We start from the raw sequence: 24,826 nt of genomic DNA, 5'->3' as shown, positions 1-24,826 counted from the left end.
AAACCTGTGCGCCCCTGATGCTCAGATCGTTACCGGCATTGATGTTCAGGTTGTTGCCTGCGCCGATTTCGGAATTCGTCCAGGTGGTGCCGTCGCCGTGGTTTTTGCCTGCGGCAGCGTTGACGTCGGCGAAAATGCTCAGCCCGGCTTTTTCACCGCTGACCCCGAAACTGATGCCGATATCGCCGCCGGCGCTGCTGTTTTTGCCGGTAGTTTTTTGGGTGTTATCTGCCGCCAGCAGATTGATGTCGTCGGCAGCGGACAAGCTCAGATCACCGTCAGCTTTGATTTTGCTGCCGATAACGTTGAGGTCACCCTCGCGTGCTTCGATCGTGGCGCTGCCGCCAGCCATCACCGACGAACCGGTGGCAGCGCGTTGATCGGTTATTTGCTCGGACCGGCTTTCCTGATGGCTGATGGAGGCCGAGATGCCGATAAAGCTATTTTCCCCGCTGTTGTTGCCGTCGAGCTGGGTACCCTGATATGCCTGATAGCCGTTCAGTCCGGCTTTGATGCCATCAAGTGCTGCCATCCGGCCGCTGCTGTCATCACTGGCACTTTGTGCGGCGGTATAGCCGCTGTTAGCGGCTGCACCGGCGGTACCCGACAGGGCGATGTTCAGGCCGGTGGTTTTTTGTTCGAAGGTCTCTTTGCGGTGCAGGGCGTCCTGACCGGGGTCAATCTGCACGCTTTTACCGCTGATCAGCATGTCCTGAGTGGAGATCACGTCCGAGCCGCTGACGTGGACGTTGTTGCCCGCCATCAGGCTGACGTCGCCGCCGAGGCTGCCAATCGAGCTTGCGCTCTGGCTTTGTGTGGTGCCGTCTTCGTTGACGCGGTGGCGGGTTTCGGTGGTACCGAGGGTGAAGCCCAGTCCGCCGCCGCTGAACAGGCCGCTTTTTTTCTTCTCATCCAGACGGTAGGCGGATTGTTCTTCGGTGGACGCCAGAACGTTGATGTCGTTGCCCGCCAGCAGGCTGACATTGCTGTCGCCGATGACGCTGGAACCATTAACGTTCAGGTCGTGACCGGCCATCATCGAAACATTGTCGCCACCGAGCTGAGTACCTTTCTCGTGAGTCGCGTAATCTTCGCGCACGGTGTGTGTGGTGGTTTTTGAGAAAATACCGCCCGAGGTTTTCGTCTGCTCGAAGAAGGAATAATCGCTTTCCGTGACGCTGTTAAGGGTGATGTCACGCCCGGCGGTAACAGCCAGATCGCCTGTGGCATCGACTTGTGCGCCATTGAAGGTCACGTCCTGACCGGCCTGAATGCGGGTGTCGCCGCCGCTGGTCAGTCCGGTGCCTTGCTGACGGATTTGCTCATCGATCTGCTGTTTTTTCTTGCCGTGAGATTCGCTGTAGCTGCTGATGGCTTCGGCGTTCAGATTAACGTCACGTCCGGCCGCTAATGTGGCGTTGTCGCCTGCACTGATGCTGGCTGCCTGCGAATTAAGATCACGACCGGCCACCAGCGTTAAATCTCCACCTGCGTTAAGCGTGGTGTTATCTACCAGGCTGAGGCGTTGTTCGCTGTTGCTGGTTTTGCTGCGGGCGCTCTGTTCCTGCGTTTGCAGGTTAATGTCGTTGCCGGCTTTGAGCGTGGCATCGCCATCTGCGGCAATCTGACTGGCGCTGATGTTCAGGTCATGACCGGCCTGCATGGCGAGGCTGCCACCGGCGGAAATGCTGCTGGCCTGCGTGTCGGTACTCTCCGTCAGGGTGTTCTGTCCGCGTGAACTGCGCTGGTCAAGCTCTCGGGTCTGGTTGGCGCTGATATTGATATCGCCCAGCGCCTGCATGGCAAGATCGCTGCCAGCGCTGAGGTGTGCACCGGTGATATCGATATTTTTACCGGCGTACATCGACAGGGCATCGCCCGCCGTGATCGAGGCCATATCGCCGGTCTGGGTGTCTGAGAGGGCGAGGGTATCGATGCCGGATTTACCCGCAGCGTTCCACTGATTGGTCAGTGTCTTGTTGATCAGGTTGCCGTCGAAGCTGACCAGCGAAACGCTCTGACCGCTGATGGTCGAGCCGATGTTACTGATGTCGCCGAGCGCGAACAGGCTGAGATCGCCACCCGCTTTCATCAGCCCGGCATCGAGGTTATCAATAGTGCTCTGACCCGAAACGTAAAGACCGGAGCTGGCCTGCATCGTCGAACCGCTGTTGGTGACCGTGCCGCCCGCCAGCTGAATGTTGTTACCGGCGATCACGCTGCCGGTGGCCGGTGCGACGTCTTTCGGGGAAAGGTACAGTTTGGGGATCAGCACATTCTGGCCGTTCACCACGCTGTTTTCCCACCACAAAATACTTTTATCCAGTGAGGCCACTTGTGCCGCGGTCAGCGCCACGCCAAAGGATAAACCGAGTGACTGTTGCGCGAGGGCAGCGTTATCCATCAGATATTGCATCTGCGCCAGATCGGAGCCAAATCCGTTGATGTAGCGGCTGCCGGTGGTGTTAATCAGCGCGTTGCTGACGTAGCGGGTATCGAATGCCGCATCCCCGAGGAAACGGTAGTCGTAATCAGGGTGCAGATTCAGGCGGTCGAGGAAATAGGCTGAGCCGATAAACGAGGATTCTTCCGTGTACTGGCGGCCGGTTTCACGTGGCGCGACCGGCGCTTTCATTCCCTGCATCGCATAGATTTCGTTGAACAGGCTGTTATCCAGTTGTCCGAGTCCGTCCAGTTTCGGGTTGGTGATAATGAGATACGGACTTTGCGGGTCGGTACTCACCACGAAATAGCCGCTGTTGCTGGTGGGCAGCGGGTAATCGCCGCTGTTGAGCGTCGTGCCGCCGTTCAGGGTTTGCAGGGCATCGGCAATACTGTCACGCCATTGCGGGGCGGTGATCTCTTCCTGTGAGGCGCTGGCCAGATCCTGCGACGATGCACCGGCGAATTCAGCCGGTGCGCTGAGGGAATTCAGCGCAGGGGCAGAAAGTTCATGGCTGATGCTGCCGGCATGGGCAGAGGATGAAGTGTTGCTGATATCGCTGGCAAAGGTAGCGGTCAGGTTGCCACCGGCCTGGATCACCGCGCGGTAAGCGGCGGCATCGCTGCTGGTTTCATAAACCGGTGCGCCGGTCAGGTCAAAACGAACGGTAGTTGATGATGCCTTCTGAGTGGCATATTCCGTCGCGCTCACAGACTCACGGCAACCGGCGGCTTTTGCACAGTTGTAATGATAAATCTGGTAGGCCGAGACGGTGCCGGTGTCGACAGAATTGTTGTTCAGCCGGTCGCCCGACAGCGTCATGTTACCGCCCGAGAGCAGGCTGCTGGCATTATTGTCCAGCGTACTGGCCTGCACGGTGAGATCACGGCCTGCTGCAATCCTGGCCGCATTACCTCCCGCCGTTGCCGTCCATGTTTCATCGCTGATGAGGACTTTTTTATCCTCTAGTTGCGGGCTGATCAGTACAAAATAGCGGGTCGTACAGTGGTCGTTGACGCCGCCACCGCAAAGGGTTTCTTTATCGTAGGTCAGTAAAGCGGGATCAATGTCTTTCAGTGAAACGTCAATATAGGCCTGACCCGCCGGGACATACTGATGAGTGTCATGGGAGAAACTCAGTCCGTTGCGTTCATTGAGCAGATGGCCGGTGTAAATCGAGATATCGCCATGGGTTGTTTCGATGGTCCCGGAGCTGTTGACCGTTTCACTGCTGGCATTCCCTGCGGCATCTTTCATCATCCACAGGTTGTTTCCTGCCAGAATGTCGCCCTGAATATTACTGATCCGGTCAGCCAAAAGTGTCATGTCGAGCGCGGAATAGAGCAGGGCGCTGTTGGTCAGTGTGCCGGTGGCGCTCAGAAGCAGGTTCCCGGCGGTGCCGATAAACCCGCTGTTGGCGATATCTGCGCGGCTTTCAAGGCTGACATCACCGCCAGATTGCAGGCTGCCGCTGGCATTCTGCCGGATGTTTCCTGCACGGATGCTGAAGGTGCCGTCACCGCCCGTCAGGGTTCCCTGATTGCTGAAGTTAGCCCCGCTGGTCAGTAAGAGGCTTTGCCCCTGCATCGTGCCGTTTTGAATGAAATCACCTGACGTGCCGACGTTTAATGCCTTTCCTGCCGCCACTGTGCCGTTTTGGGTTAATGCTTCCAGCAACGTCAGCGTGACATTCCCCAGCGCCACAATCTGGCCGTTTTGCGCCAGCGTGCGGCTGTTCAGCGTGATATCGCCTGCACTGAAAATTTTCGCAGTGCTGGCGTTGGCGAGCGTCTGTGTCGTCAGGTTGAGCATTTGCGCGGCAAACAACGTACCGGTGTTATTCACGCTGGCCTGATCAAGCGTCAGCGCACCTGCCTGAACCGTTCCGCTGTTTTCCAGCGCATTCCCGCCGAGCGTGGCCTGATTTTGGGCAATCAGCGTGCCGCGGTTGGTCAGCGTATTTGTGATATTCAGGCTAAGGCTGTCACTTTGCAGCCAGCCGGTGTTGAGGAAGTCAGGGGCATCAAGGCTTAACTGGCCGCCGGACAACAAACGTCCCTGATTACTGATGCCCTGCGAGAGCTCAAAGGTGGCGCGCGTCGTGCCCTGCGCGATGCCGTCGTTGTTAAACGTCGTAGCGTTAAGATTCAGTGTGCCGTCGCTGAGGATCACACCACCGGCATGGTTTTGTGCATCGCCGGTCAGGGTCAGATCCATTGATTCCCGCGCCTGCAGGGTGCCGCTGTTATCAAGACGGGCAGTATTCAGTGTCAGCGCGCGGGTTTGCAGTTGTCCTGCGTTATCAAGGTGGCTGGCGGTAATCTCTGTGCTGCCGTTACTTTGCAGTTTGCCGGAGGATTGCTGAGTCAGTGCGTTTTGCAGCGTGAGAGTCAGTCCGTCCACGCCGGAGATTTCGCCTTCATTATTCAGCGTATTACCGGAAATGCTCAGGTTTTTGGCGATCCACTGCCCCTGATTGGTCAGCGCCAGTGCCTGAAGTGCCGCCGTTCCGCTGGCAGTCAGTTTGCTGTTTTTACCACTGATGAAGTTCTGCGTGAGCGCGAGTGTCAGCGCATCGGCGCTTTGAATCGTGCCGTTGTTGGTGAGCTGCTGGCCGCTGAGCAAAATATTCTGCCCCTGCCAGATACCGTCATTGACGACGGATTGCGCAGAAACCGACAGGTCGCCCTGAGAGAGCAATGCGCCTTGCTGACTGTTACTGAGATCCTGCAACAACGTCATCGCCAGCGTATTAAGACCAGTCAGCGCACCACGGTTATCCACCTGCGTTTGCTGGATATTAAGCTGGCTGGCCTGCACGGTGCCGCTGTTGGTCAGCCGGTTACCGTTCAGCGCGAGGTTGCCTTCACTGAGCAGGGAACCGCTGTTTTCCAGCGTTTCTGCGCTGATTTCCATCGCGCCATGGCTCATCAGTTTGCCGGTATTATCAAGCTGATGGCTGACCGTGGCCTCAAGTGATTGCTGCCCCAGCACGCTGCCACTGTTGGTAAAATCTGTGGCGAAGAGACGGGCGTTTTCACCCTGAATGATGCCGGCGTTGCCCAGTTGCGTCGCGCTGAGCCTCAGATCTGCGCCGCTCAGCAGACGACCCGACGCCGCATTGCCGAGCGTGTCGGCATGGATATCCAGCAGGGAAGAGCCCTGAATTGTGCCGGTGTTATTGAGTGAATCTGAGATCAGGGAGAAGCTGTCCGCCAGCAGCAAACCGGCATTATTGAGTTGTGGCAGAGTAAGATCGAGCGCGCCACCGGTGACAATCTGGCCGCTGCTCAGGTTATTCAGCGAGGCGACATCCAGTTGCATGGCGCTGTTGCCCTGAAGGATCCCGCTGTTGATGAGTGAATCCGTGCTCAGACGCAACGTCTCAGCCGACACGTTGCCGCCGTTACTCAGGTTTTCCGCGCGCAGGCTGGCATGTTGTGCCGCCGTTTGTCCCTTATGATTAAGCGTAACGGCCTGAACCGCCAGATTGTCCGCGGCGACCTGGGTCCCCTGCAAATCAGCCGATTCTTTCAGCGTTAAGGTCATGTCCTGTTGCGACTGCAATTGCGCCTGCGTGCCGGTCACCAGCCGGTCTGCGTTGAGTGTCAGCGTACCGAGTGAGGCCAGCTGGCCGTCAATTTGTGCATCGGACAGATGAAGCGACAACCCGCCGTCGCTGGTCAGTGAACTGTTCTGTGAACCGGTAAAACGATCGCCCTGAAGGGAGACCAGATTGTTTCCTTTGGCGGTACCGGCCAGAGAAAACTGACTGAACGTCAGCCCCAGATCATGTCCCGCAAGCAACTGCCCGTCAGCGTTCAGGCTCAGGGACGAACCGGTAAACGTGAGATCTTCTCCTGCGCTGACCATCCCGCTGAGCGCAGCCGTTTGTGCGTTTATCGCCAGCGACCCGCCTGACAGCAACTGTCCGGAATTATTCAGGGTGCTCAATTCCAGAGTAAAATCGCCCTGAGACTGAATTTTTCCGTTATTTTCCAGCGTGGTAGCGCGAAGGGCGGTGTTGCGGCTGGCGGTAATATTTCCCTGATTACTCAGCTTATTACCCGTGAGCCGGACATCCTGCCCGGCAGTCAGGTTACCCTGCAAGGCAAGGTCGCCGTTGCTGGTCAGCTCCACATCACGCTGTGCATCGATATGCGTACTGTTATCCGCCGTTAACCGGGCGCTTTGCATTTTCACCGTTTGACCAGAGGTTATCTGGCTGCCACTTGCCTGCAACTGACCACTGCTGGTCAGGGTGAGATTCTCGTTGCTGGTGATGGTGGCGTTTTGCAGCTGCATTTCGCCCTGGCTGTTCATCGCGAGGGACTGCGCCTGATGCTTTCCGCTGAGCTGAATGTCCTGCGCATTGGCAGCGAGCGAACCTGCCGTCGCGCTGTTGCTGAGTGTCAGCCTGCCATTGGCGTCAAGCTGCATATCGCCCTGACGCGCATTGATATTGCTGAGATTGACGCCGACGCCTTTATCGCTTGAAACCAGTTTAATGCGGTTGGCATACATGCCGCCCAGCGCGCCGGTGTCGATGGCGACACGCGGTGCGTCGCCTTTGCCCGCTAACGGCGTGACCTTGCCGCTGGCGTCAACGCGGTTGGCTCCTGCGATCACGGTCAGATCCTGCGCATTAAGTTGCGCATTGATTTCTGTTGCGCGGGAAATCAGAGAGAAATAGCCACTCTGGCTGGCGTCCAGCCCTTTGCCTTCAACGGTGATCGCGCCTTGCGTGACTTCCAGGGATTGCAGCTTGCCGTCAGCACCCAGTACCGGTTTACCGGTGGTCAGGGTGGCATTCGGCGTATTGATAAATCCGCAGCCGTTACAGGTGATGCCGTAAGGGTTGGCAACCATCACGCTGGCGCCTTTCCCCGCCACTTCCATATATCCGTTCAGTTGTGAACGGTTTGCCGACGTGACTTCGTTAATGATGGCTTTGGCTTCCTGCCCGGCCTTCAGATTAGGGTTGTTCTGGATCAGGCCGCCGAGCTGGCTTTGGGTCAGCCGGTCTGTGCCGTTATTGAGGATTAAGCCTTCGGTGCCGACGTTGAAATTCTGATACTGGTTATGGGATACGCCCGCCTGATTCGGTGTCGCGATGTTAACCACCGGCACGCCGTTTCCGGCCTGATCGACCTGCGTTGCGCCGTTTGCCACCTGCACACCTGCCGCCACGGCAGGCATCACCGGCTGAATGGCGAGAAAGGTCATCAGGGTGTAACTCATCAGACGACGCCAGACAGCGACCGGCGGTAACGTATTCTTTTCCATTTTCGATATCCTTATCAGAAATTACAGCACGACATTCAGGTGGTAATACACCGTGACGCGGTCAGGCGCTAAGTCGCCGGGGTAACGCAGGGGCCAGCCGACGGTAAACTGGCTGGAGAGATGACCGGCGCTGCTGCTGAGTCCTACCGCGCCGCCCCACAGCGTGCCTGCCGCGTTAACGTCGTGATTGTCATGATGCAGATATCCGCCATCCACGGCAGCCACCGCGCTGACTGCGCCCAGCAAAGGCATACTGAACAGCGCCGTGTTGAGTTCGTTGCGCCAGTAACCGCCGTTATCACCGGAAAGGTATTGCTCTTTGAAGCCACGCACCGAGCTTTCGCCGCCAATCGTCAGGCGTTCGTTGCCGTAAAGACGGTCGCCGGTCCACTGACCGTAAACGCTGGAAAGGAAGGTGACTTTCTGGCTGACCGGCTTGTAGTAACTGCCGGACAGTGACCATTTGGAGAACTCTGCTTTGGGCGCATCGTCAGGTTTATGCTGATCGTCTTCCGCGCCTAACCAGGGCACGCCGCGGCTGAATGTCGGGTTCAGCGTGGACAATCCGCCCCACAGTTTCTGGCTATGGTTGATGCCCACGCTGACATTGCTGAGCTTGCGGCTGCTGCTGGCCAGCGGAGCATCATTGAGATAGTTACGCGCCATATTGTTGCTGATCCCGACAGATACGCCGGTTTTGATATCGCTGTTTCGAAATACGACGCGCGAAAGATTGACGCGATGGGTTTGGGAATCGCCGGTTGACCGCCAGCCGAAGCCCTGAGAATTCACCGTGCTGAGATAATCGCTGTAGCTGTAACTGTAATTCATCAGCCAGTAGCCATAAGGCACGCTCATGCCAGCCTGCACGCTGCGGGCGTCGTGGCTGCTGGAGAAATCGCTGCTTTTCGCGCCGCTGACAAACCACTGATCTGCCAGTCCGAGCACATTACTGGCGATCAGCGAGCCGTTCATCTGGCCGGTGCCGGTGCTTTTTTGCCCGCTGTTATCGAATCCCACACCCAGGCTGAGTGGAAACTCCGGCGTGGCGGTTAAATTCACAATGGAGTAACCCGGTTGTTCAGCCGGAAGGATCTCTATCTGGACCGGTGTCTGGCGCAACCGGTTGATCTGTTCCATGCCCTGTTCGATATCGCGCAGATTGAGGATTTTGCCTTTAAGGCCAGGGAAAGCCATCACCAAAATACGTTCGCTGTGTTTATCTAATTGAATATCCTGAAGCTTGCCTTCCATCACGGTAATATTCAGCTCTCCCCGTGAGAGATCCTGCTCGGGAAGAAAAGCACGGCTGGTGATATAACCGCGTTCGATATAGGTATCAGATATTTCCTGCACGAGCTGGGTAATTCTCTTAATGCCTAAACACTTTCCAATTAAAGGTTTCGTTAACTTTTCTTGAGTGCTGGAAGATAAATGATTGGCTTGAGTAATATTTATGGTGGAAATAGTAAAGCACGGTTTTTCGTCAGCGTTAACCGGGGCGGGGGCGGGTAAAGAGAGCGTCTGGCTTCTTTCCAGCTCATCACGCTGCATTTGCTGTTGTTGCAGGCGATCTCTTTGTTGTTGCTCAATATTGTCCCTGTCTGCCGGACTGAGCAAAGCGGCATGCACCGGAAAGGTTGCCAGAACGATAGCCCAGCAGAGGGCTTTAATATTCATTGTAAATGTCCTTATTTACGAATCAATTAGTTTTAGTTATGCGTCAAAGGCCTGATGCCGTCTTTATATCAGTTTACGTTTCATTACACAAAACCTCATTTCTTAATATTTCTAAAACGCGGATTTTTATTTCAGATAAATAGAAAATCATTAGTATTCTTAGTATTTTATGGAAATGCTTAATTAAACGATTGAATAAAAAGATCTGATAACCGAAAAACAAAGTTAACTCTCCGGCGGGATGAGGATGTCTTCTGGCCCTGCCTCTTTTCTTTTCTGTCCTTTCAATCCTTTCCAAATCAACGCAAAATCTCAACCCTGACAGGCGATAACAAGGGATGCGGGCGTGAATTCAGGTTTGATGGTATTACACGGAAATCACTCAGAAGCGCTGAGGGACGTGCTGGTCTCGTGGATGGCGGCGCATCCGCTTTCACCGCTGGAAAACGAAGTGATTCTGGTGCAGAGCAACGGCATCAATCAGTGGCTGAAACTGGCGCTGGCGCGCGATGTGGCAGAAGGCGGTTGCGGCATTGCGGCGGCGCTGGATATCAAACTACCGGCGCGCTTTTTCTGGCAGGTTTACCGTGCGGTGCTCGGCAAAGAACAGGTGCCGGAATCGTCGCCGTTCGACCGTCCGCTGCTGACCTGGCGCCTGATCCGCCTGTTGCCCGAACTGCTTGCCGAACCGGTGTTTGCGCCGCTGGCCCGTTTCTTAAAAGATGACGGCGATATGCGCAAGCTGCATCAGCTTTCACAACGTCTGGCGGATTTATTCGACCAGTATCAGGTTTACCGCGCTGACTGGCTGGAAGACTGGGGCAACGGGCTGGACGTGCTGCGCACCAGCCGCACAGGCAGCGAGCCGTTGCCGGAAAACCTGCTGTGGCAGCCGCAACTGTGGCGTGCGCTGCTGGCGGATGTGCCTGAAAACGAGCGCAACACCAGCCGTGCGGCGCTGCATCAGCGGTTCCTGCAACACGCGCAAACCCTTCCTGAAGACCAGCGTCCGGCCGGTTTACCCGCGCGGCTGGTGGTGTTTGGCATCTCCTCGTTACCGCAACAATCTCTTGAAGTGCTGGCAGTGCTGGGCCGCTGGACACACATCTTCATGTGCGTGCATAACCCGTGCGAGCACGACTGGAGCGATATCATCGCCGATAAGGATCTGCTGCGTGCGGAACGCAAACGCCAGTTGCGTAAGCCCGGCATGCCGCAGGTGATGGCCGAAGATGAACTCCATCAGCATGCCCATCCGCTGCTGGCGGCGTGGGGCAAGCAGGGGCGCGACTATATCGGTCTGCTCAATGAATATGACAACCACGAATCCTATGCCTCGCAGCTGGCGCCGGTGATCCCGCGCATCGATCTCTTTACGTCGAACGGTACCGATACCCTGTTGCATCAGCTGCAGGAAGATATTTTGCAGCTGCGCCCGCTGGCTGAAACGATCGATGAATGGCCTCCGGCAGATGTTCAGCATGACGATTCCCTGCGTTTTTATATTACCCACAGCGCCCAGCGTGAAGTGGAAGTGCTGCACGACCGTCTGCTGGCGGCGCTGGCGGCAGATCCGACGCTGAAAGCCCGCGATATCATCGTGATGGTGCCGGATATTAACGGCTATGCACCGCACATTCAGGCGGTATTCGGCCTGACGGAGCGCAGCGATCCGCGCTACATCCCGTTCACCGTTGCCGATCAGGGACCGCGCCAGAACAATTCGTTACTCGGTGCGCTGGAAAGCCTGCTGGAACTGCCGCAGTCGCGTTTTGCGGTCAGCGATTTGCTGGATTTACTCGACGTACCGTCTGTGCGTCAGCGTTTCGGCATTGAGGAAGAACAACTCCCGCTGCTGCACCGCTGGATCCGCGCCGCCAATGTGCGCTGGGGGCTGCATGCGGAACAGCGTCAGAGCCTTGAACTGCCGTTATCGCCGGAACAGAACAGCTGGTTCTTTGGCCTGCAACGTATGCTGCTGGGTTACGCGGTAGGCAGTGGCGAAGCCTGGGAAAACATCGAGCCGCTGGATGAAATCGGCGGACTGGATGCGGCGCTGATCGGTCCGCTGTCGCATCTGCTGAACTGCCTTGATGACACCTGGCGTCAGTTGCGGGAGCCTGCCGCACCGCAGGTATGGGGCGAGCGCCTGCGTACTATTCTTTCTCAATACTTTGCCGAAGATGACGGAGAAGACGGCTTTATTTTAGTGCGTCTGCATGGCGAGCTGGAAACCTGGCTGGAAGCCTGCGAGAGCGTCGATCTGCAGGCCGAACTGCCGCTGTCGGTGGTGCGCGATCACTGGCTGGCGCAGTTTGACCAGTCCGGCCTGACACAACCGTTTTTCGGCGGCGCGGTGACCTTCGCCACGCTGATGCCAATGCGTGCCATTCCTTTCCGCCACGTCTATCTGCTGGGGATGAACGACGGTGATTATCCGCGTAACCGCGTGCCGATGGATTTCGATCTGATGGGGCGCGATTACCGCCCCGGCGACCGTTCGCGTCGTGAAGATGACCGCTATCTGTTCCTCGAAGCGCTGCTTTCAGCGCGTGAACGCTTACATATCAGCTGGGTAGGCCGCAGCATTCATGACAACACCGAACGCCCGCCGTCCGTGCTGGTGGCGCAGTTGCGTGATCATCTGGCGGCAGGCTGGAAAGCCGAAAACGGCGAAGATTTGCTGCATGCGCTGACCGTAGAGCATCGCCTGCAACCGTTCAACCGCGACTATTTCAGTCAGGAAAGTTCGTTGTTCAGCTATGCCCACGAATGGCGTGCCGGACTGGAAGCGGAAGCTGCGTCCGTGGCCGCACAACCGCTGCAACCGGTGGAACAGGAAGGTGCGCTGACGCTGCGTCAGTTGTCGGATTTTCTGTCGGATCCGGTGCGCAGTTTCTTCCGTCAGCGGCTGAATATCTATTTCGAACTGGAAGATCCCGGCAGTGAAGATCAGGAGCCGTTCGACATTAATGCGCTGGAAAACTGGCGCTTGCAGGACGAACTGATCCGCGCGCAGAAATGGGCGCTGGAAGCGGGTGTTTCGCGTCAGGACGTATTACGTCAGCAACTCGAACGCATTGAGCGGCGCGGCGAGCTGGCACCGGGGGAATTTGCTGCGGTGCTGAGTGAAGATCTGGCCGAGCCGATGGACACCTTGTTTGCCAGTTATCAGCAGGTGCTCGATAACTGGCCGCAACCGCTGGCAAATGAGGCGCTGGAAGATGACACCGGCGGCGTGATGTTCTCCGGCTGGCTGAGTGAACTGCGGGCAAATGCGGCGGGCGACCGTGCGCGCGTGGTGCTGGAAAGTATCGGCATCATGACGAAGGAGCGCAGTTACCGCTTCGACCGGCTGCTGCCTTACTGGGTCGCGCATATCGCGGGGCATCTCGACGGAAAGCCGATGCACACCGTGATTGTCAGTAAAAACGGCACGGCTGAATTGCCGCCGCTGGATATTGAACAGGCGCGCAATTTATGGGAAACGCTGATTGAAACGTGGAAAGCGGGTCAGCTGCGTCCGTTGCCGCTGGCAGTGAAAACCGGGTTTGTCTGGCTGAAAAAAGAGGGCACGGAGCACAGCGCACCCGACAGCGATGCCTGGTTTGCCGCCCGCGACAATTATGAAAATCATGACCCGGCGAACATGAAATTTGGTGAGCGTGACAGTAACGCCTATCTGGCCCGCGCGTGGCCGGATTTCGCCGCACTCTGGTCGGACGGTGAATTTGCCCGTCTCGCCGATACCCTGCTGGCACCGCTGAGAAATCACCTGGCACGCAGCAAAAAAGGAGCGAAGGAATGACGGAGCAGACGTTGCCATCCACCCTGAACGTGCTGAGTTTTCCGCTGACAGGCAGCCGCCTGATTGAAGCCAGCGCCGGTACCGGCAAAACCTTTACCATCGCCGCGCTGTATGTGCGGCTGGTGCTCGGGCACGGCGGGGATAATGCTTTCAGCCGTCCGCTGACGCCGCCGGAAATTCTGGTGGTGACCTTCACCGATGCGGCGACCAAAGAGCTGCGTGACCGTATCCGTGCGCGCTTGTCGCAAGCGGCGGGGTATTTTTTAGGTAATCCTGAAGCGGAAAAAGACAGCGACGAATTTTTGCAAAATTTGCGCGAGGAATATTCACCGGAGCAATGGCCGGGTTGTGCCCGTAAGCTGCAACTGGCGGCGGAATGGATGGATGAATCCGCCGTTTCCACCATTCACGGCTGGTGTAACCGTATGCTCGGCGAGCACGCGTTCGACAGCGACAGCCTGTTTACCCAGACGCTGGAAACCGATCAGACCGAACTGCTGATGAACGTGGTGCGCGATTACTGGCGCAGTTTCTATTTTCCGCTGAGTGAGCAGGAAATCCGCACGCTGCGTGGCTGGTGGCGTGCGCCGGAAGATTTACACCGCAGCGTGATGCCGTTGCTGGAATACGCTGAAGAGCTCGGCTCAGAGCAGACGCCAGCCGACGTGGTCGAAACGGTGAACAACCAGAAAGCGGCTGAACTGGCCGCGCTGAAACAAGACTGGCCGCAATGGACGCAGGAACTGCGCACCCTGCTGGAAGGCGCAGTGGCGGCGAAAGTGGTCGATGGCAAAAAAATTCAGGCGCGATTTTTCAATCCGTGGCTGGAAAAGCTGTACACCTGGGCAACCACAGATGACGTTAAACCTGATTTAGGCAAAGGCTGGGATCGTCTGACTCATGCGGGATTAAAAGATGCGTGGAAGCAGGGCGAACCGCCAGCGCATCCGGCGCTGACCGCGATGGAAACCCTGAAATCCCGCCTTGAAAGTTTGCCGGATGCGCGCAGCGGTTTGCTGCAACATGCCTGCCGCTGGATAAAAAATCGTTTTGACCTCGAGCAGCAGAAACGCGCGCAAATGGGCTTCAACGATTTACTGACCCGTCTGGATTCTGCCCTGCGCAGCGACAACGGTGCGCGGCTGGCGGAGATCATTCGCACGCAATTTCCGGTGGCGATGATCGACGAATTCCAGGACACCGATCCGCTGCAATACCGCATTTTTGATACCGTCTACGGTGTGGCAGAAAACGTGCCGGAGCAGGGACTGATCCTGATCGGCGATCCGAAACAGGCGATTTACGCCTTCCGTGGTGCGGACATTTATACCTATCTGCGCGCCCGCCGCGATACCGGCGGGCGCCACTACACACTGGCGACCAACTTCCGTTCCACCCGCGCCATGGTAGCGGCAGTTAATGAAGTGTTCGAATTAGCCGAAAACCGCCGCGCCGGCGAGGGCGCTTTCCTTTTCCGTCAGGGTGATGAAAATCAGGTGCCGTTCCTGCCGGTAGCAGCCAAAGGACGAGCCGACACGCTGGTCATTGACGATGCCGAAGCCACTGCGCTGACATTGTGGTATCCCGAAAATCAGACGGAAACGCTGCCTAAAACGCAATACGTTCAGCTGATGGCAGAAGGCTGTGCGGCGAAAATCGTCCAGTTGCTGCGCCTTGGCCAGCAGGGTTCCGCCGGTTTCGGTCAGCCTGGTGAAATATTAAAACCGGTGATGCCGGGGGATATCGCGGTGCTGGTGAATACCGGCCGTGAAGCGGCGGCGATACGCCTCGCGCTGTCGAAAAGTGGCGTGCGCAGCGTGTATCTTTCTGACAAAGAATCGATTTTTGAAAGTGCGCAGGCAGGCGAATTACAGTACTGGCTGGCGGCCTGTGCCGCGCCGGAAAACGATCGTCTGCTGCGCGCGGCTCTCGGGACGCCTTCGCTGAACCTGAGCTGGGAAGCGCTGGACCGGCTGAATCAGGATGAAAACGAGTGGGAACGCTACGTTCAGCAGTTTCAGGCATTGCGTACCTGCTGGCGCAAACAGGGCATTCTGCCGATGCTGCGCCGACTGATGTGGGAATTCGACGTGCCGCGCCGTCTGCTCGGGCGCGGTGACGAACGCGCGCTGACTGATTTGCTGCATCTTTCTGAACTGCTGCAACAGGCCAGCGTGCAGCTCGATGGTGAACATGCGCTGATCCGTTATCTGGCGGAGCAATGTCAGGACGAACATCAGGGCGGCGATGCCCGCAAACTGCGTCTCGAAAGCGATGCGGATCTGGTGAAAGTGGTTACCGTGCATAAATCCAAAGGTCTGGAATATCCGCTGGTATTCCTGCCCTTTGCCTGTGCATTCCGCGCCGTGAAAAAGCAGGATTCACCGCTGAAATGGCATACGCCTGAAGGTGAGCTGGAAGTGGCACTGAGTGCATCTGATGAGCAACTGGTGCTGGCTGACCGCGAGCGTCTGGGAGAAGACCTGCGTAAGTTTTACGTGGCGCTGACCCGTTCGCGTTACGCGCTGTGGCTGGGCATGGCCCCGCTGAAAGAGTTTGAAAAGAGCGCACCCGGTTATTTATTTTTCAGTGACCTTTTTAACGGCGGCGAGACGATGGATGCAGAGGCGCTTCCTGCCAGTTTGCAGGCACTGGAAACGGCGCATATTCGCGCTTGGCCGTTGCCGGTATCTGACGGCGCGGTGTATCGCAGCCAGCAGACATTACCGGAACTCGGGCCGCGTCCGCCGCTGCGTCTGCATAAAGGGCCGCGCTGGTGGGTGTCGAGTTTCTCCGGTCTGCAAATTGCGCCGGCAGGCACGTATATCATGCCGGAGACCCTGAACCGCGAGCCGCAGAGAGAAATCGAAAGCGCCGCGCAGGACAGTTATCTGGAAGATCAGAAAACGCAAAACAGTGCGAAGGAGCCAGTGAAGGATCCGCTGCATGAACTGTCGCAGCCTATGACCGGCGAGAATTTGTATGACTTCCCGCGCGGGCCTGCACCGGGTAATTTCCTGCACGGTTTGCTGGAATGGGCGGGTGACGAAGGGTTTGCGGCGCTGGCGGCAGACCCGGAAAGGATTGCCGATCAGGTTGCGCGACGTTGCAATACGCGTGGCTGGGAAAAGTGGATTGTGCCGCTGACTGGCTGGCTGACCGCGATGCTGACGCAGCCTTTACCGCTGCCGGGAGGCAATACGTTTACGCTGGCAAAACTGCCGCCGTATCAGGTTGAAATGGAGTTCTGGTTCTCGCTGACAAAGGTGCCGACACGACGTCTCGACACGCTGGTTCAGCAATATACGCTGGACGGTGCGGAGCGTGCGCCGTTACTGGCGGAAGACCTCAACGGTATGCTGAAAGGCTTTATCGATCTGGTGTTCGAACATGACGGGCGTTATTACGTGCTGGATTACAAATCCAACTGGCTCGGTGATGACGCCAGCGGCTACGACCAGGAAAATATGACGCAGTCCATGCGCGATCACCGCTATGACTTGCAGTTCTCACTGTATCTGTTTGCGCTGCATCGCCTGCTGAAATCCCGCATACCGGATTACGATTACGACCGGCATATCGGCGGCGCAGTCTATTTATTCCTGCGCGGCAGCCACGCGCCGGGTAACGGCGTCTGCGTTCAGCGACCGGATAAAGCCTTAATGGAACAACTCGACGCTCTGTTCAGCGGCACGGAGGAACACGCATGAAAATCAACAGCCGTGAAGCGCTTGCGCAACTGCTGGCGAGCTGGGTGGAATGTGGCTGGCTGCGGGAACTGGATCGCGCACTGGTGACGTTTCTGGCAAAAGAAGCACCGGAGGCGCATCCGTTGTTATTGCTGGCGACCGCACTGACCAGCTATCAGCTGGGGCGCGGGCATGTGTGTCTGGATTTGCAGGCCACGCTCGACGACAGCGCATTTTCACTCTCGCTGCCACCGGAAGGCGATCACGCTGACGGCGCGGTGATCCGCCCTGCGGCAGTGCTGGACGACCTGAGTTTGCAGGAATGGCTGGCGGCGTTGGCGCACCCGACACTGGTCGGGCACGGTGAGGGAAATTCTCCGCTGGTGCTGAGCGGGCAGCGCCTGTATCTGCGCCGTTACTGGCAGTACGAACAGAATGTGCGCGCAGCGATAGAACAGCGTCTGACCCGCAGTGCCCTGCACACGTTACCGGCGCAAACCTTACAGGCACCCCTGACGGCATTATTCCCGGCGGTGAATTCTGCCACCGTTAACTGGCAGAAACTGGCCTGTGCGCTGGCGGCGGTCAACGCGTTCAGCATCATTACCGGCGGACCGGGCACCGGGAAAACCACGACGGTGGTGCGTCTGCTGGCGCTGTTGCAAACACTGGCGCTGGAGGATACCGGCCAGCCGCTGCGTATCCGCCTTGCCGCACCAACCGGTAAGGCGGCGGCGCGTCTGAATGAGTCGATTGCCGGTGCGGTCTCTAAGCTGGATCTCAGCGGGCTCGGTAACGCCAATGATGTGCGTGAGAGTATTAATACGGAAGTGGTCACGCTGCACCGTTTGCTGGGCAGCCGCCCGGATACCCGCCATTTCCGCCATCATCCGGGAAATCCGCTGATGCTGGATGTGCTGGTGGTAGACGAAGCATCGATGGTCGATCTGGAAATGATGGCGGCACTGCTGGCGGCATTGCCAGATCATGCGCGCCTGATCCTGCTCGGTGATAAAGATCAGCTGGCGTCGGTAGAAGCGGGCGCATTGCTGAGTGAATTATGTCAGCGTGCGGCGGGCGGACATTATCTGCCGCAAACCCGCGACTGGCTGCAAAGTGCGACCGGTGAGCAGATCCCGGATACGCTGGTGGATCCGCAAGGCACAGCGATGGATCAGGCGGTCGTCATGCTGCGCCACAGTTACCGTTTTGATGCACAGAGCGGCATCGGTCAGCTGGCGGAAACGGTCAACGACGGGGACGTTAGCGCGCTGAGACAGGTCTGGAAACACGGATATGCCGATCTCGCACAACTGACGTTAAGCGCTGACGATGACAGCGAACTGCGCAACTGGGTGGTTAAGGGCAGCGCAGCACTGTTTCCTGCGGCGGCAAAACGCGAAGGCACCGAGCCGCCGGTCGGTTATCAGCATTATCTCAATGTGATGATCAGGGAGCGGCCTGCGGACAACGAACCGCCGGAAGCCTTCAACCGCTGGGCGACCAAAGTGCTGCTGGCCTACAGTCAGTTCCAGTTGCTGTGTGCCTTACGTGGCGGGCGCTGGGGCGTGGAAGGACTTAATAAGCGCATCGCTGAAATTTTGTATAAAGAAGGATTGCTCAAAGCTTCGATCGGCTGGTATCCGGGACGTCCGGTGCTGGTGACCCGTAACGATTACAGCCAGCGCCTGATGAATGGCGACATCGGCATCACGCTGGAAATTCCGCAACGGCTGGCAGACGGTTCTGTCGTGCCGGTGCTGCGGGTGGCGTTTCTGGCCGGAGACGGTACGCAGGATATCCGCTGGGTCATGCCGGGGCGTTTGCAGGCGGTGGAAACGGTGTTTGCTATGACAGTGCATAAATCGCAGGGATCGGAATTCACCCACACCGCGTTGCTTCTGCCGGAAAATCTGAGCCCGATTTTAACCCGCGAGCTGATCTACACCGGCATTACACGTGCGCGTCACTGGTTCAGTCTGGGATGTGCCGGAGGCGTGAATGCGGTATTGCCGGAGGCCGTGAAGCGGCGGGTGTTACGTGCCAGCGGATTGATCGAAAGCGAGTAAGGCTTTGCAGAAGAGAAGCAATCAGTATTCGTATGCGTGAATTCTGACGGGTTTACGCAGCGTGCGGGCCTTGTCGCCCGCCACTTTGGTGGCTTTGTCCGGATCGCCTGCGACAAATTCCAGCGTCGGTGAGTAATAAAAAGGCAGCCAGCCGCCGTATCCATTTTCCCACTCCCAGCGAACCGGGCAGGGCCACAGAATGTCTTCGTACATAATGTAATAGGTCCATCGCCCGTGTGGACGACGAGGTTTGCGGTTATTCATAAGCAGGCGGCAGGCTCTTAAAAAACACTAAGGATATTCTGGCTTGCGCAGCAGAAGGTTTCAAGCCCGCCGGCCGGGTTGTTGATTATTTAACCAGTGGTTATGGGGCAAATTTGCAAAACTTTACCCCCAGATCATCGCCGCCCAGCGCAACAGCATCAATGCGCCACAGATACACAGCAGTACTACAACCATTTTCCAGTGTTTGGTCATCATCCTTTTCGTTACCATAACTCCTCCTGCCATCAGGGCATTTTAGTGCGCCATGTGTTCATCCACATAGTGAATAACCTGCTCTTTCAGTTCAGGCACCGCCTGATCTGCCAGCCATTCGAACGCGATTAGCAGCAGGGCTGCGGCGAGAATCACTGACAAAAGTATAACGGCTTTATTACGTGCTTCCATTGTTCTCATTGTTTCTATTTTGCCTGTTTTTTAGTCTGCCAGAAAAAGTGGCTTCCGGCAGATATTCAGGCATCTGGTTCCGGAAAGGTTTAGGAAATTATACCTTTCCAGCCGTTTCTAAACTTTGATCCTGTTCCTGCTCATTAGGATTTTGTGCAGTTTTGTCATGGCGGGCACCGGGCATGAAGCCGTGCTTTTTAGCGCGCCAGGCAATAATCAGTCCTGCCGCCAGCAGAATCAGCATTGTCTGCGGAAAAGTTTTAACACCGGCGGTTTCCAGCAAAATCCCTCCGGTTAAGCCGCCGCCCGCAATCGCGAGATTCCACGCCACGACCACCATCGACTGCGCCATATCGGCGTGTTCACCGGTGGCATCTGCGATAGCCGTTTGCAGTAAGGTCGCCGCGCCGCCGAACGTCAGTCCCCACAGCGCCACGCATAAAACCACCATCACGGGAGTCTGACTGAAAAACACCAGCGTCAGCGAAATCAGTGCGAACAGCAGAAGGCTGAACAGCAGAGTCTGGCGTAAGCGCCGGTCAACCAGCAGGCCGGTGATACCAATGCCTGCCAGCGCGCCAATGCCGAAGACCAGTAATATCTGGTCTGCCCGTGCGCTAAGACCGGATAAGTGCAGGAACGGCACAATGTAGGTGTAGAGCAGATTGTGCGTCAGCATCCACAGCAGGATCACCAGCAAAATACTGCGCACGCCAGGCATCATCACCACATGAAGCAACGACTGGCGCTGACTGGCGGCCTGTCCGGGATAGTCCGGTACTTTTTTGATAACCCAGACCACCAGAAACAGCGTGAGTGCTGACATCACGCCGAACGCCATCCGCCAGCCGAGCAGAGAACCCATCCAGGTGCCGAGCGGGACACCCACGGACAGCGCCAGCGGTGTGCCGACCATCGCTACTGACAATGCCCGCCCTTGCTGCTCAACCGGCACCATCCGCCGCGCATAGCCTGCCAGCAAACCCCACGCCAGCCCGGCCGCTGCTCCGGCCATCCAGCGGGCAACAAGCGTCAGGATGTAATGCGTGGAAAAAGTGGTGAGGGTGTTGAAAACCAGAAAGCCGACGATGGCGGTCAATAACGCCGTGCGGCGGTTCCAGCTCCGGGTCAGCGCCGCAAGCGGGATCACCGCCATCAGCGAACCGGCGGCATACAGCGTGATTAACTGTCCGGCCATGGCCTGCGAAACATTCAGACCGGCGGCGATTTGCGGCAGTAATCCGGCGGGCAGGGTTTCGGTCATGATGGCGATAAAGCCAGTCAGCGCCATCGCCAGTAAAGCCGAAAGCGGCAGCGGGGATTTTTGTACAGCAGTATTCATGGCGTCTCTCAGTTTCTGAAAAAGTTAAATCACGATAGAGAACTCCCTGTTGCGGAAAAAGTAGGGTAGATTTCCAGAGTATGCGGACGCTGATGTCCGCAATCGGAGGTGAGGGTGGAAAGTCTTAGCAGCCTGAATACGTTTGTGCATGTGGCGGAAACCCGCAGCTTTGTCGCCGCCGGGCGTATCTTAGGGATTTCCGCGTCGGCGGTGGGGAAAAGCATTTCGCGGATGGAAACCAAACTGAATATGCGGCTGTTTCACCGCAGTACCCGCAGCGTCACGCTGACGGCGGAAGGTTCGCTGTTTCTCGAGCGTTGCCGGCGCATTGTGGCGGAGCTCGAAGCGGCAGAAAGTGAGCTGTCGCAACTGGCGGAATGTCCGCGCGGCAGGCTGCGGCTGAGTCTGCCGCAGGTCAGCACCCTGCTGTTGCCGGTGCTGGGCGAGTTTATGCGCCGTTATCCCGACATTGAACTGGATCTGGATTTCACCGATCGCATTGTTGACGTGGTGGAAGAAGGTTTCGACGCCGTGGTGCGGACGGGGCAGATGGCTGATTCACGGTTATCGATGCGCAAGCTCGGCACTTTCCATCATCTGCTGGTCGGCGCACCGGCTTACTTTGAGCAGTATGGCAGGCCTGCGAAACCGCATGATCTGGCCGATCACCGTTGTCTGCATTTCCGCTTTCCGAATAGCGGAAAACTCGAATCCTGGCCTTTGCCGGAATATCAGGATTTAGCGCTGCCTGTTTCGATGGTTTGCAATAATATAGAAACGCGTCATTGCTTTGCCCTGCAGGGGTTGGGCATCGCCTGTCTGCCGGATTTCAGTATCCGCAAAAAACTGGCCCGCGGGCAGCTGGTGACCGTGCTGGATGAGTACGTGAAGCGCAGTGCCGACTTTTTTATTTTGTGGCCGTCGGGCGGTTATATGACACCGAAACTTCGGGTATTGATCGACTTTTTCAGCGAGCGGGTATTCCCTGAAAACCCGGAGCTGGCACTGCTGTGTCCTAATTAAACTCAGGGAGTGTGCTATGAATCATTCTGTTTTAATTGAACGCTTTTCTGCCGCAGACCAGCGCGGCGTGATTGATGTGATTTTGCCGATTCAGAATCAGGAATTTGGTATTCCGATAAGCGAACAGCAGCAACCAGATTTGCACGATATTCCGCAGTTTTATCAGCGCGGAACCGGGGATTTCTGGATCGCCCGCTGTGACGGAAAAGTGGTGGGGACGCTGGGCCTGAAAGATATCGGCAATGCCCAGGCGGCGCTGCGCAAAATGTTTGTGAGCGCGCCTTATCGTGGCCGCGATTACGGCGTGGCGGCATTATTGCTGAAGGCGTTACTGCAACATGCACAGGCTGAAAAAGTGAAAGACGTTTTTCTGGGCACGACCGACAAATTTCTGGCGGCCCATCGTTTTTATGAAAAGAACGGTTTTCAGGAGATACAGGTATCCGCGTTGCCGGAAGCTTTTCCGCTGATGGCGGTAGACAGTAAGTTTTACCGGCTAACTTTCTGATCACTAAGGCTGTCAGCGGGCTGTCGCGTCTGTGTCAGGTTGCTGTCGTGTTGATTTCTGATCCGGCGTTGCATGCTGATTAGGTGTTCAACATTCACTCTAAGGATTAATTATGAATCAGAGCAAAATCAGGCAACTTCGGATTTCCCGTGCATGGTCTCAGGAACAACTGGCAGAGCTTTCTTCGCTCAGCGTTCGCACAGTGCAGCGCATTGAGAACGGCGAACAGGCCAGCCTCGACACGCTTGGTGCTATCGCAGCAGCGTTTGACATCAAAGTTTCAGAACTGACGGAAAACGATACGCGAGATGGCAATTCGCCGGAACACGCGCTTGACGATCAGATTGAAAGAGCCAGGCAACAGGTGGCGGAGGAAAGCAGTTTTTACCGCTCTGTTCTGTTGTGGGCGGTGGTCAATGCGGGTCTGTTCGCGCTTAACCATTACACCTCGCCGGATTCCTTCTGGTTCGCATGGCCACTATGTATCTGGGGTGGTATTCTGCTGCTGCGCGGTTTACGCATTTTTGTTTTCCGGGGAACTGTAGAGCGCTGGCAGAAGGCGCGTTTACAGAAGTTAATCCGCAAACCCTGAGCAGTAAAAAGGCCAATGTGCAATTTTTAATCGCCAGTAAAACCGTCCTGACTGCGGCATATCAAAACCATGAGTAAACATACTGCTATCCTCTGTAATATTCGTGGTCATTTGCTCAACGGACAGAGAATGCGGCAGCACCGGCGGTTTGCTTTTGATCTTAAGAGATTGATATTGCTTCTGGCGCTGGTGAGTACGGTTATTACCTTGCTCACCAGTTATCTGGCAATTTTTCAGGTAGAAAAAAAACTTCTCATCGAATCTTCATTGCGGGCGAGTCAGTCGTATGCGGCCAGACTGTCGCTGACGGCCGATCTGTTTTTCAATGCGGCAAAAAAACAGGTGGCCTACAGCGCGGACTTGCTGGGTGATGAATTTGATAATAGTGATGCCATCACCGAAGAAGCTGACCGTTTACAGGTACAGAGCAAGCGTTTCAGCTCGGTGCTGGTGGTGGATAAAACCGGTGTGGTGCGCGCGGCTTCCAGAAATTCGGCGGAGATGGTCGGTTTAAAACTGGTATCCGGCGCCAATACAGCAGCACTTTCAACCCAAAATCCGGTGCTCAGTTCGCCGTTTCGCACCGCGCAAGGCAATCACATCATGGTGCTTTCCTCGCCCATTCGTAATCCGCGCGGCGGTTATCTGGGGTACCTGGCGACTGAAATTGATCTCAGCAAAAGCAGTATCGTCGATACGCTGATTAATGCCCGCAATTACCGCAAAGACGCCTATATCTATGTCATAGACCGCGAGGGCGATGTGTTGTATCGCGACGCATCAGGATGGATCGAAAGCGTGCCGCAGAGCCATGTGAATAAGGCGCTGTTAGGCGATCGTGAGCAGGGTTTTCTGCTTATGGACAATCTGCAAGGCGAGGTGTCGCTGGCGGGTTTCGCCACCATAGAAGTGGCGGGCTGGACGGTGCTGGTGCTGCATCCCGCCAGGGCCGATGTGGTGCTGCTGTATAATGTGATGATGCAGGTATTGCTCTACACGCTGCCGATTGTGATTCTGGTGTTCATCTGCATCTGGTTGCTGACGCGCTATATTTCGATGCCGCTTCGTCAGCTCGCGTCACGTGCTGACACGATGGATTCAGAGGACGTTTCTCAGGAAATTGAGCAGATCAACGCCTGGTATTATGAATCGTCTAAGCTGAAAACCGTGATGTTGCAGGGGATACGACTGTTGCATCAGCGCATCGAAAAGCTCAGCACCGAAGCGCATACCGACCCGATGACCGGTCTGCTGAACCGGCGCGGTTTTTATGAGTTAGTGGATAAACAACTGACAGAGGTTTCACGGATTGCGGTCATTACGCTGGATATCGATCACTTCAAAAAAATTAATGACACTTACGGCCATGACGTCGGTGACGTGGTGATTACACAGCTTGCACGCCTGATTCTGGACAGCTCAAGGGAAGGGGATTTGCTGTGCCGCATGGGCGGCGAAGAATTCCTTTTACTGCTGCCCGGCGCGTCAGTCACGCAGGCTATCCAGCTGGCGGAACGGTTACGGCGTCAGGTCGAGTCTCATCATTTTGAGGGAGCGGGTAACGTCACGATTTCGCTCGGCGTGACGCATTTCTATCCCGGCAGGGATAACATCGACGGCGCACTGAAAGCGGCGGATAAAGCGTTGTATCAGGCCAAGAATGAAGGGCGTAATCGGGTAATCAATCTGTAATAGCGGATGGTTTTAATAACGGATA

General features: G+C 56.5%; 13 protein-coding genes. 7 read left to right on the top strand and 6 right to left on the bottom strand.

The window, feature by feature from the left end; all coding sequences use genetic code 11:
• Together UC15_RS13735 and UC15_RS13730 are read right to left on the bottom strand one after the other, a co-directional pair.
• On the bottom strand, positions 1-7,729 hold a 7,729-nt coding region (locus tag UC15_RS13735), incomplete at its 3' end, for a hemagglutinin repeat-containing protein (RefSeq protein ID WP_112288964.1).
• 21 nt (positions 7,730-7,750) lie between these two features.
• A complete protein-coding gene (locus UC15_RS13730) occupies positions 7,751-9,409 on the bottom strand; it encodes a ShlB/FhaC/HecB family hemolysin secretion/activation protein (protein WP_112288963.1) in 1,659 nt (552 codons plus the stop codon).
• Between the two features lie 346 nt (positions 9,410-9,755).
• Between UC15_RS13730 and recC the strand changes: the two genes are divergently transcribed.
• From recC to recD, 3 genes are read left to right on the top strand one after another with little or no spacing between them, the layout of a single operon-like run.
• A complete protein-coding gene (recC, locus tag UC15_RS13725; RefSeq protein WP_112288962.1) occupies positions 9,756-13,217 on the top strand; it encodes an exodeoxyribonuclease V subunit gamma in 3,462 nt (1,153 codons plus the stop codon).
• A complete protein-coding gene (gene recB, locus UC15_RS13720; RefSeq protein WP_112288961.1) occupies positions 13,214-16,927 on the top strand; it encodes an exodeoxyribonuclease V subunit beta in 3,714 nt (1,237 codons plus the stop codon). Before recC ends, recB begins: the two co-directional genes overlap by 4 nt.
• Positions 16,924-18,975, top strand: coding sequence for an exodeoxyribonuclease V subunit alpha (recD, locus tag UC15_RS13715; protein ID WP_112288960.1), 2,052 nt, complete (start codon positions 16,924-16,926; stop codon positions 18,973-18,975). The genes recB and recD overlap by 4 nt, the downstream gene beginning before the upstream one ends.
• Positions 18,976-18,996: 21 nt before the next feature.
• Here recD and UC15_RS13710 read toward each other — a convergent pair whose 3' ends face one another.
• The 4 genes from UC15_RS13710 to UC15_RS13700 all read right to left on the bottom strand — a co-directional run bounded on the left by UC15_RS13710 (position 18,997) and on the right by UC15_RS13700 (position 20,986).
• Complete coding sequence (locus UC15_RS13710; RefSeq protein WP_198659710.1) at positions 18,997-19,239, bottom strand: hypothetical protein; 243 nt, start codon at positions 19,237-19,239, stop codon at positions 18,997-18,999.
• A gap of 123 nt (positions 19,240-19,362) precedes the next feature.
• Positions 19,363-19,470, bottom strand: a complete 108-nt coding sequence (gene yniD / locus UC15_RS13705; protein ID WP_013574326.1) for a small membrane protein YniD — start codon at positions 19,468-19,470, stop codon at positions 19,363-19,365.
• A gap of 24 nt (positions 19,471-19,494) precedes the next feature.
• The gene (locus tag UC15_RS25775; protein WP_165353117.1) at positions 19,495-19,644 is read right to left on the bottom strand and encodes a hypothetical protein; all 150 of its coding nucleotides are present in this window, start codon (positions 19,642-19,644) and stop codon (positions 19,495-19,497) included.
• Between the two features lie 97 nt (positions 19,645-19,741).
• Positions 19,742-20,986 (bottom strand): MFS transporter, encoded by a 1,245-nt coding sequence (locus UC15_RS13700; protein WP_112288958.1) that lies wholly within the window; start codon positions 20,984-20,986, stop codon positions 19,742-19,744.
• A gap of 114 nt (positions 20,987-21,100) precedes the next feature.
• On the opposite strand from UC15_RS13700, the gene UC15_RS13695 reads away from it, so the two are divergent.
• From UC15_RS13695 to UC15_RS13680, 4 genes are all read left to right on the top strand, one after another.
• On the top strand, positions 21,101-22,009 hold the full coding sequence (locus UC15_RS13695; protein ID WP_112288957.1) for a LysR family transcriptional regulator: 909 nt from the start codon (positions 21,101-21,103) through the stop codon (positions 22,007-22,009).
• Positions 22,010-22,025: 16 nt separating this feature from the next.
• Positions 22,026-22,517 (top strand): GNAT family N-acetyltransferase, encoded by a 492-nt coding sequence (locus tag UC15_RS13690; RefSeq protein WP_112288956.1) that lies wholly within the window; start codon positions 22,026-22,028, stop codon positions 22,515-22,517.
• 112 nt (positions 22,518-22,629) lie between these two features.
• On the top strand, positions 22,630-23,109 hold the full coding sequence (locus UC15_RS13685) for a 2TM domain-containing protein (RefSeq protein ID WP_112288955.1): 480 nt from the start codon (positions 22,630-22,632) through the stop codon (positions 23,107-23,109).
• Between the two features lie 69 nt (positions 23,110-23,178).
• Positions 23,179-24,801: a sensor domain-containing diguanylate cyclase gene (locus UC15_RS13680; RefSeq protein ID WP_232829880.1), complete on the top strand. Its 1,623-nt coding sequence runs from the start codon at positions 23,179-23,181 to the stop codon at positions 24,799-24,801.
• Positions 24,802-24,826 lie beyond the last annotated feature (25 nt).

Origin of the sequence: Rahnella sp. AN3-3W3 (assembly GCF_003263545.1) — a bacterium.
GTDB lineage: Bacteria > Pseudomonadota > Gammaproteobacteria > Enterobacterales > Enterobacteriaceae > Rahnella > Rahnella variigena.
Note: the sequence above shows the minus strand (reverse complement) of the source record. Positions and strands in the feature narration are given on the sequence as shown.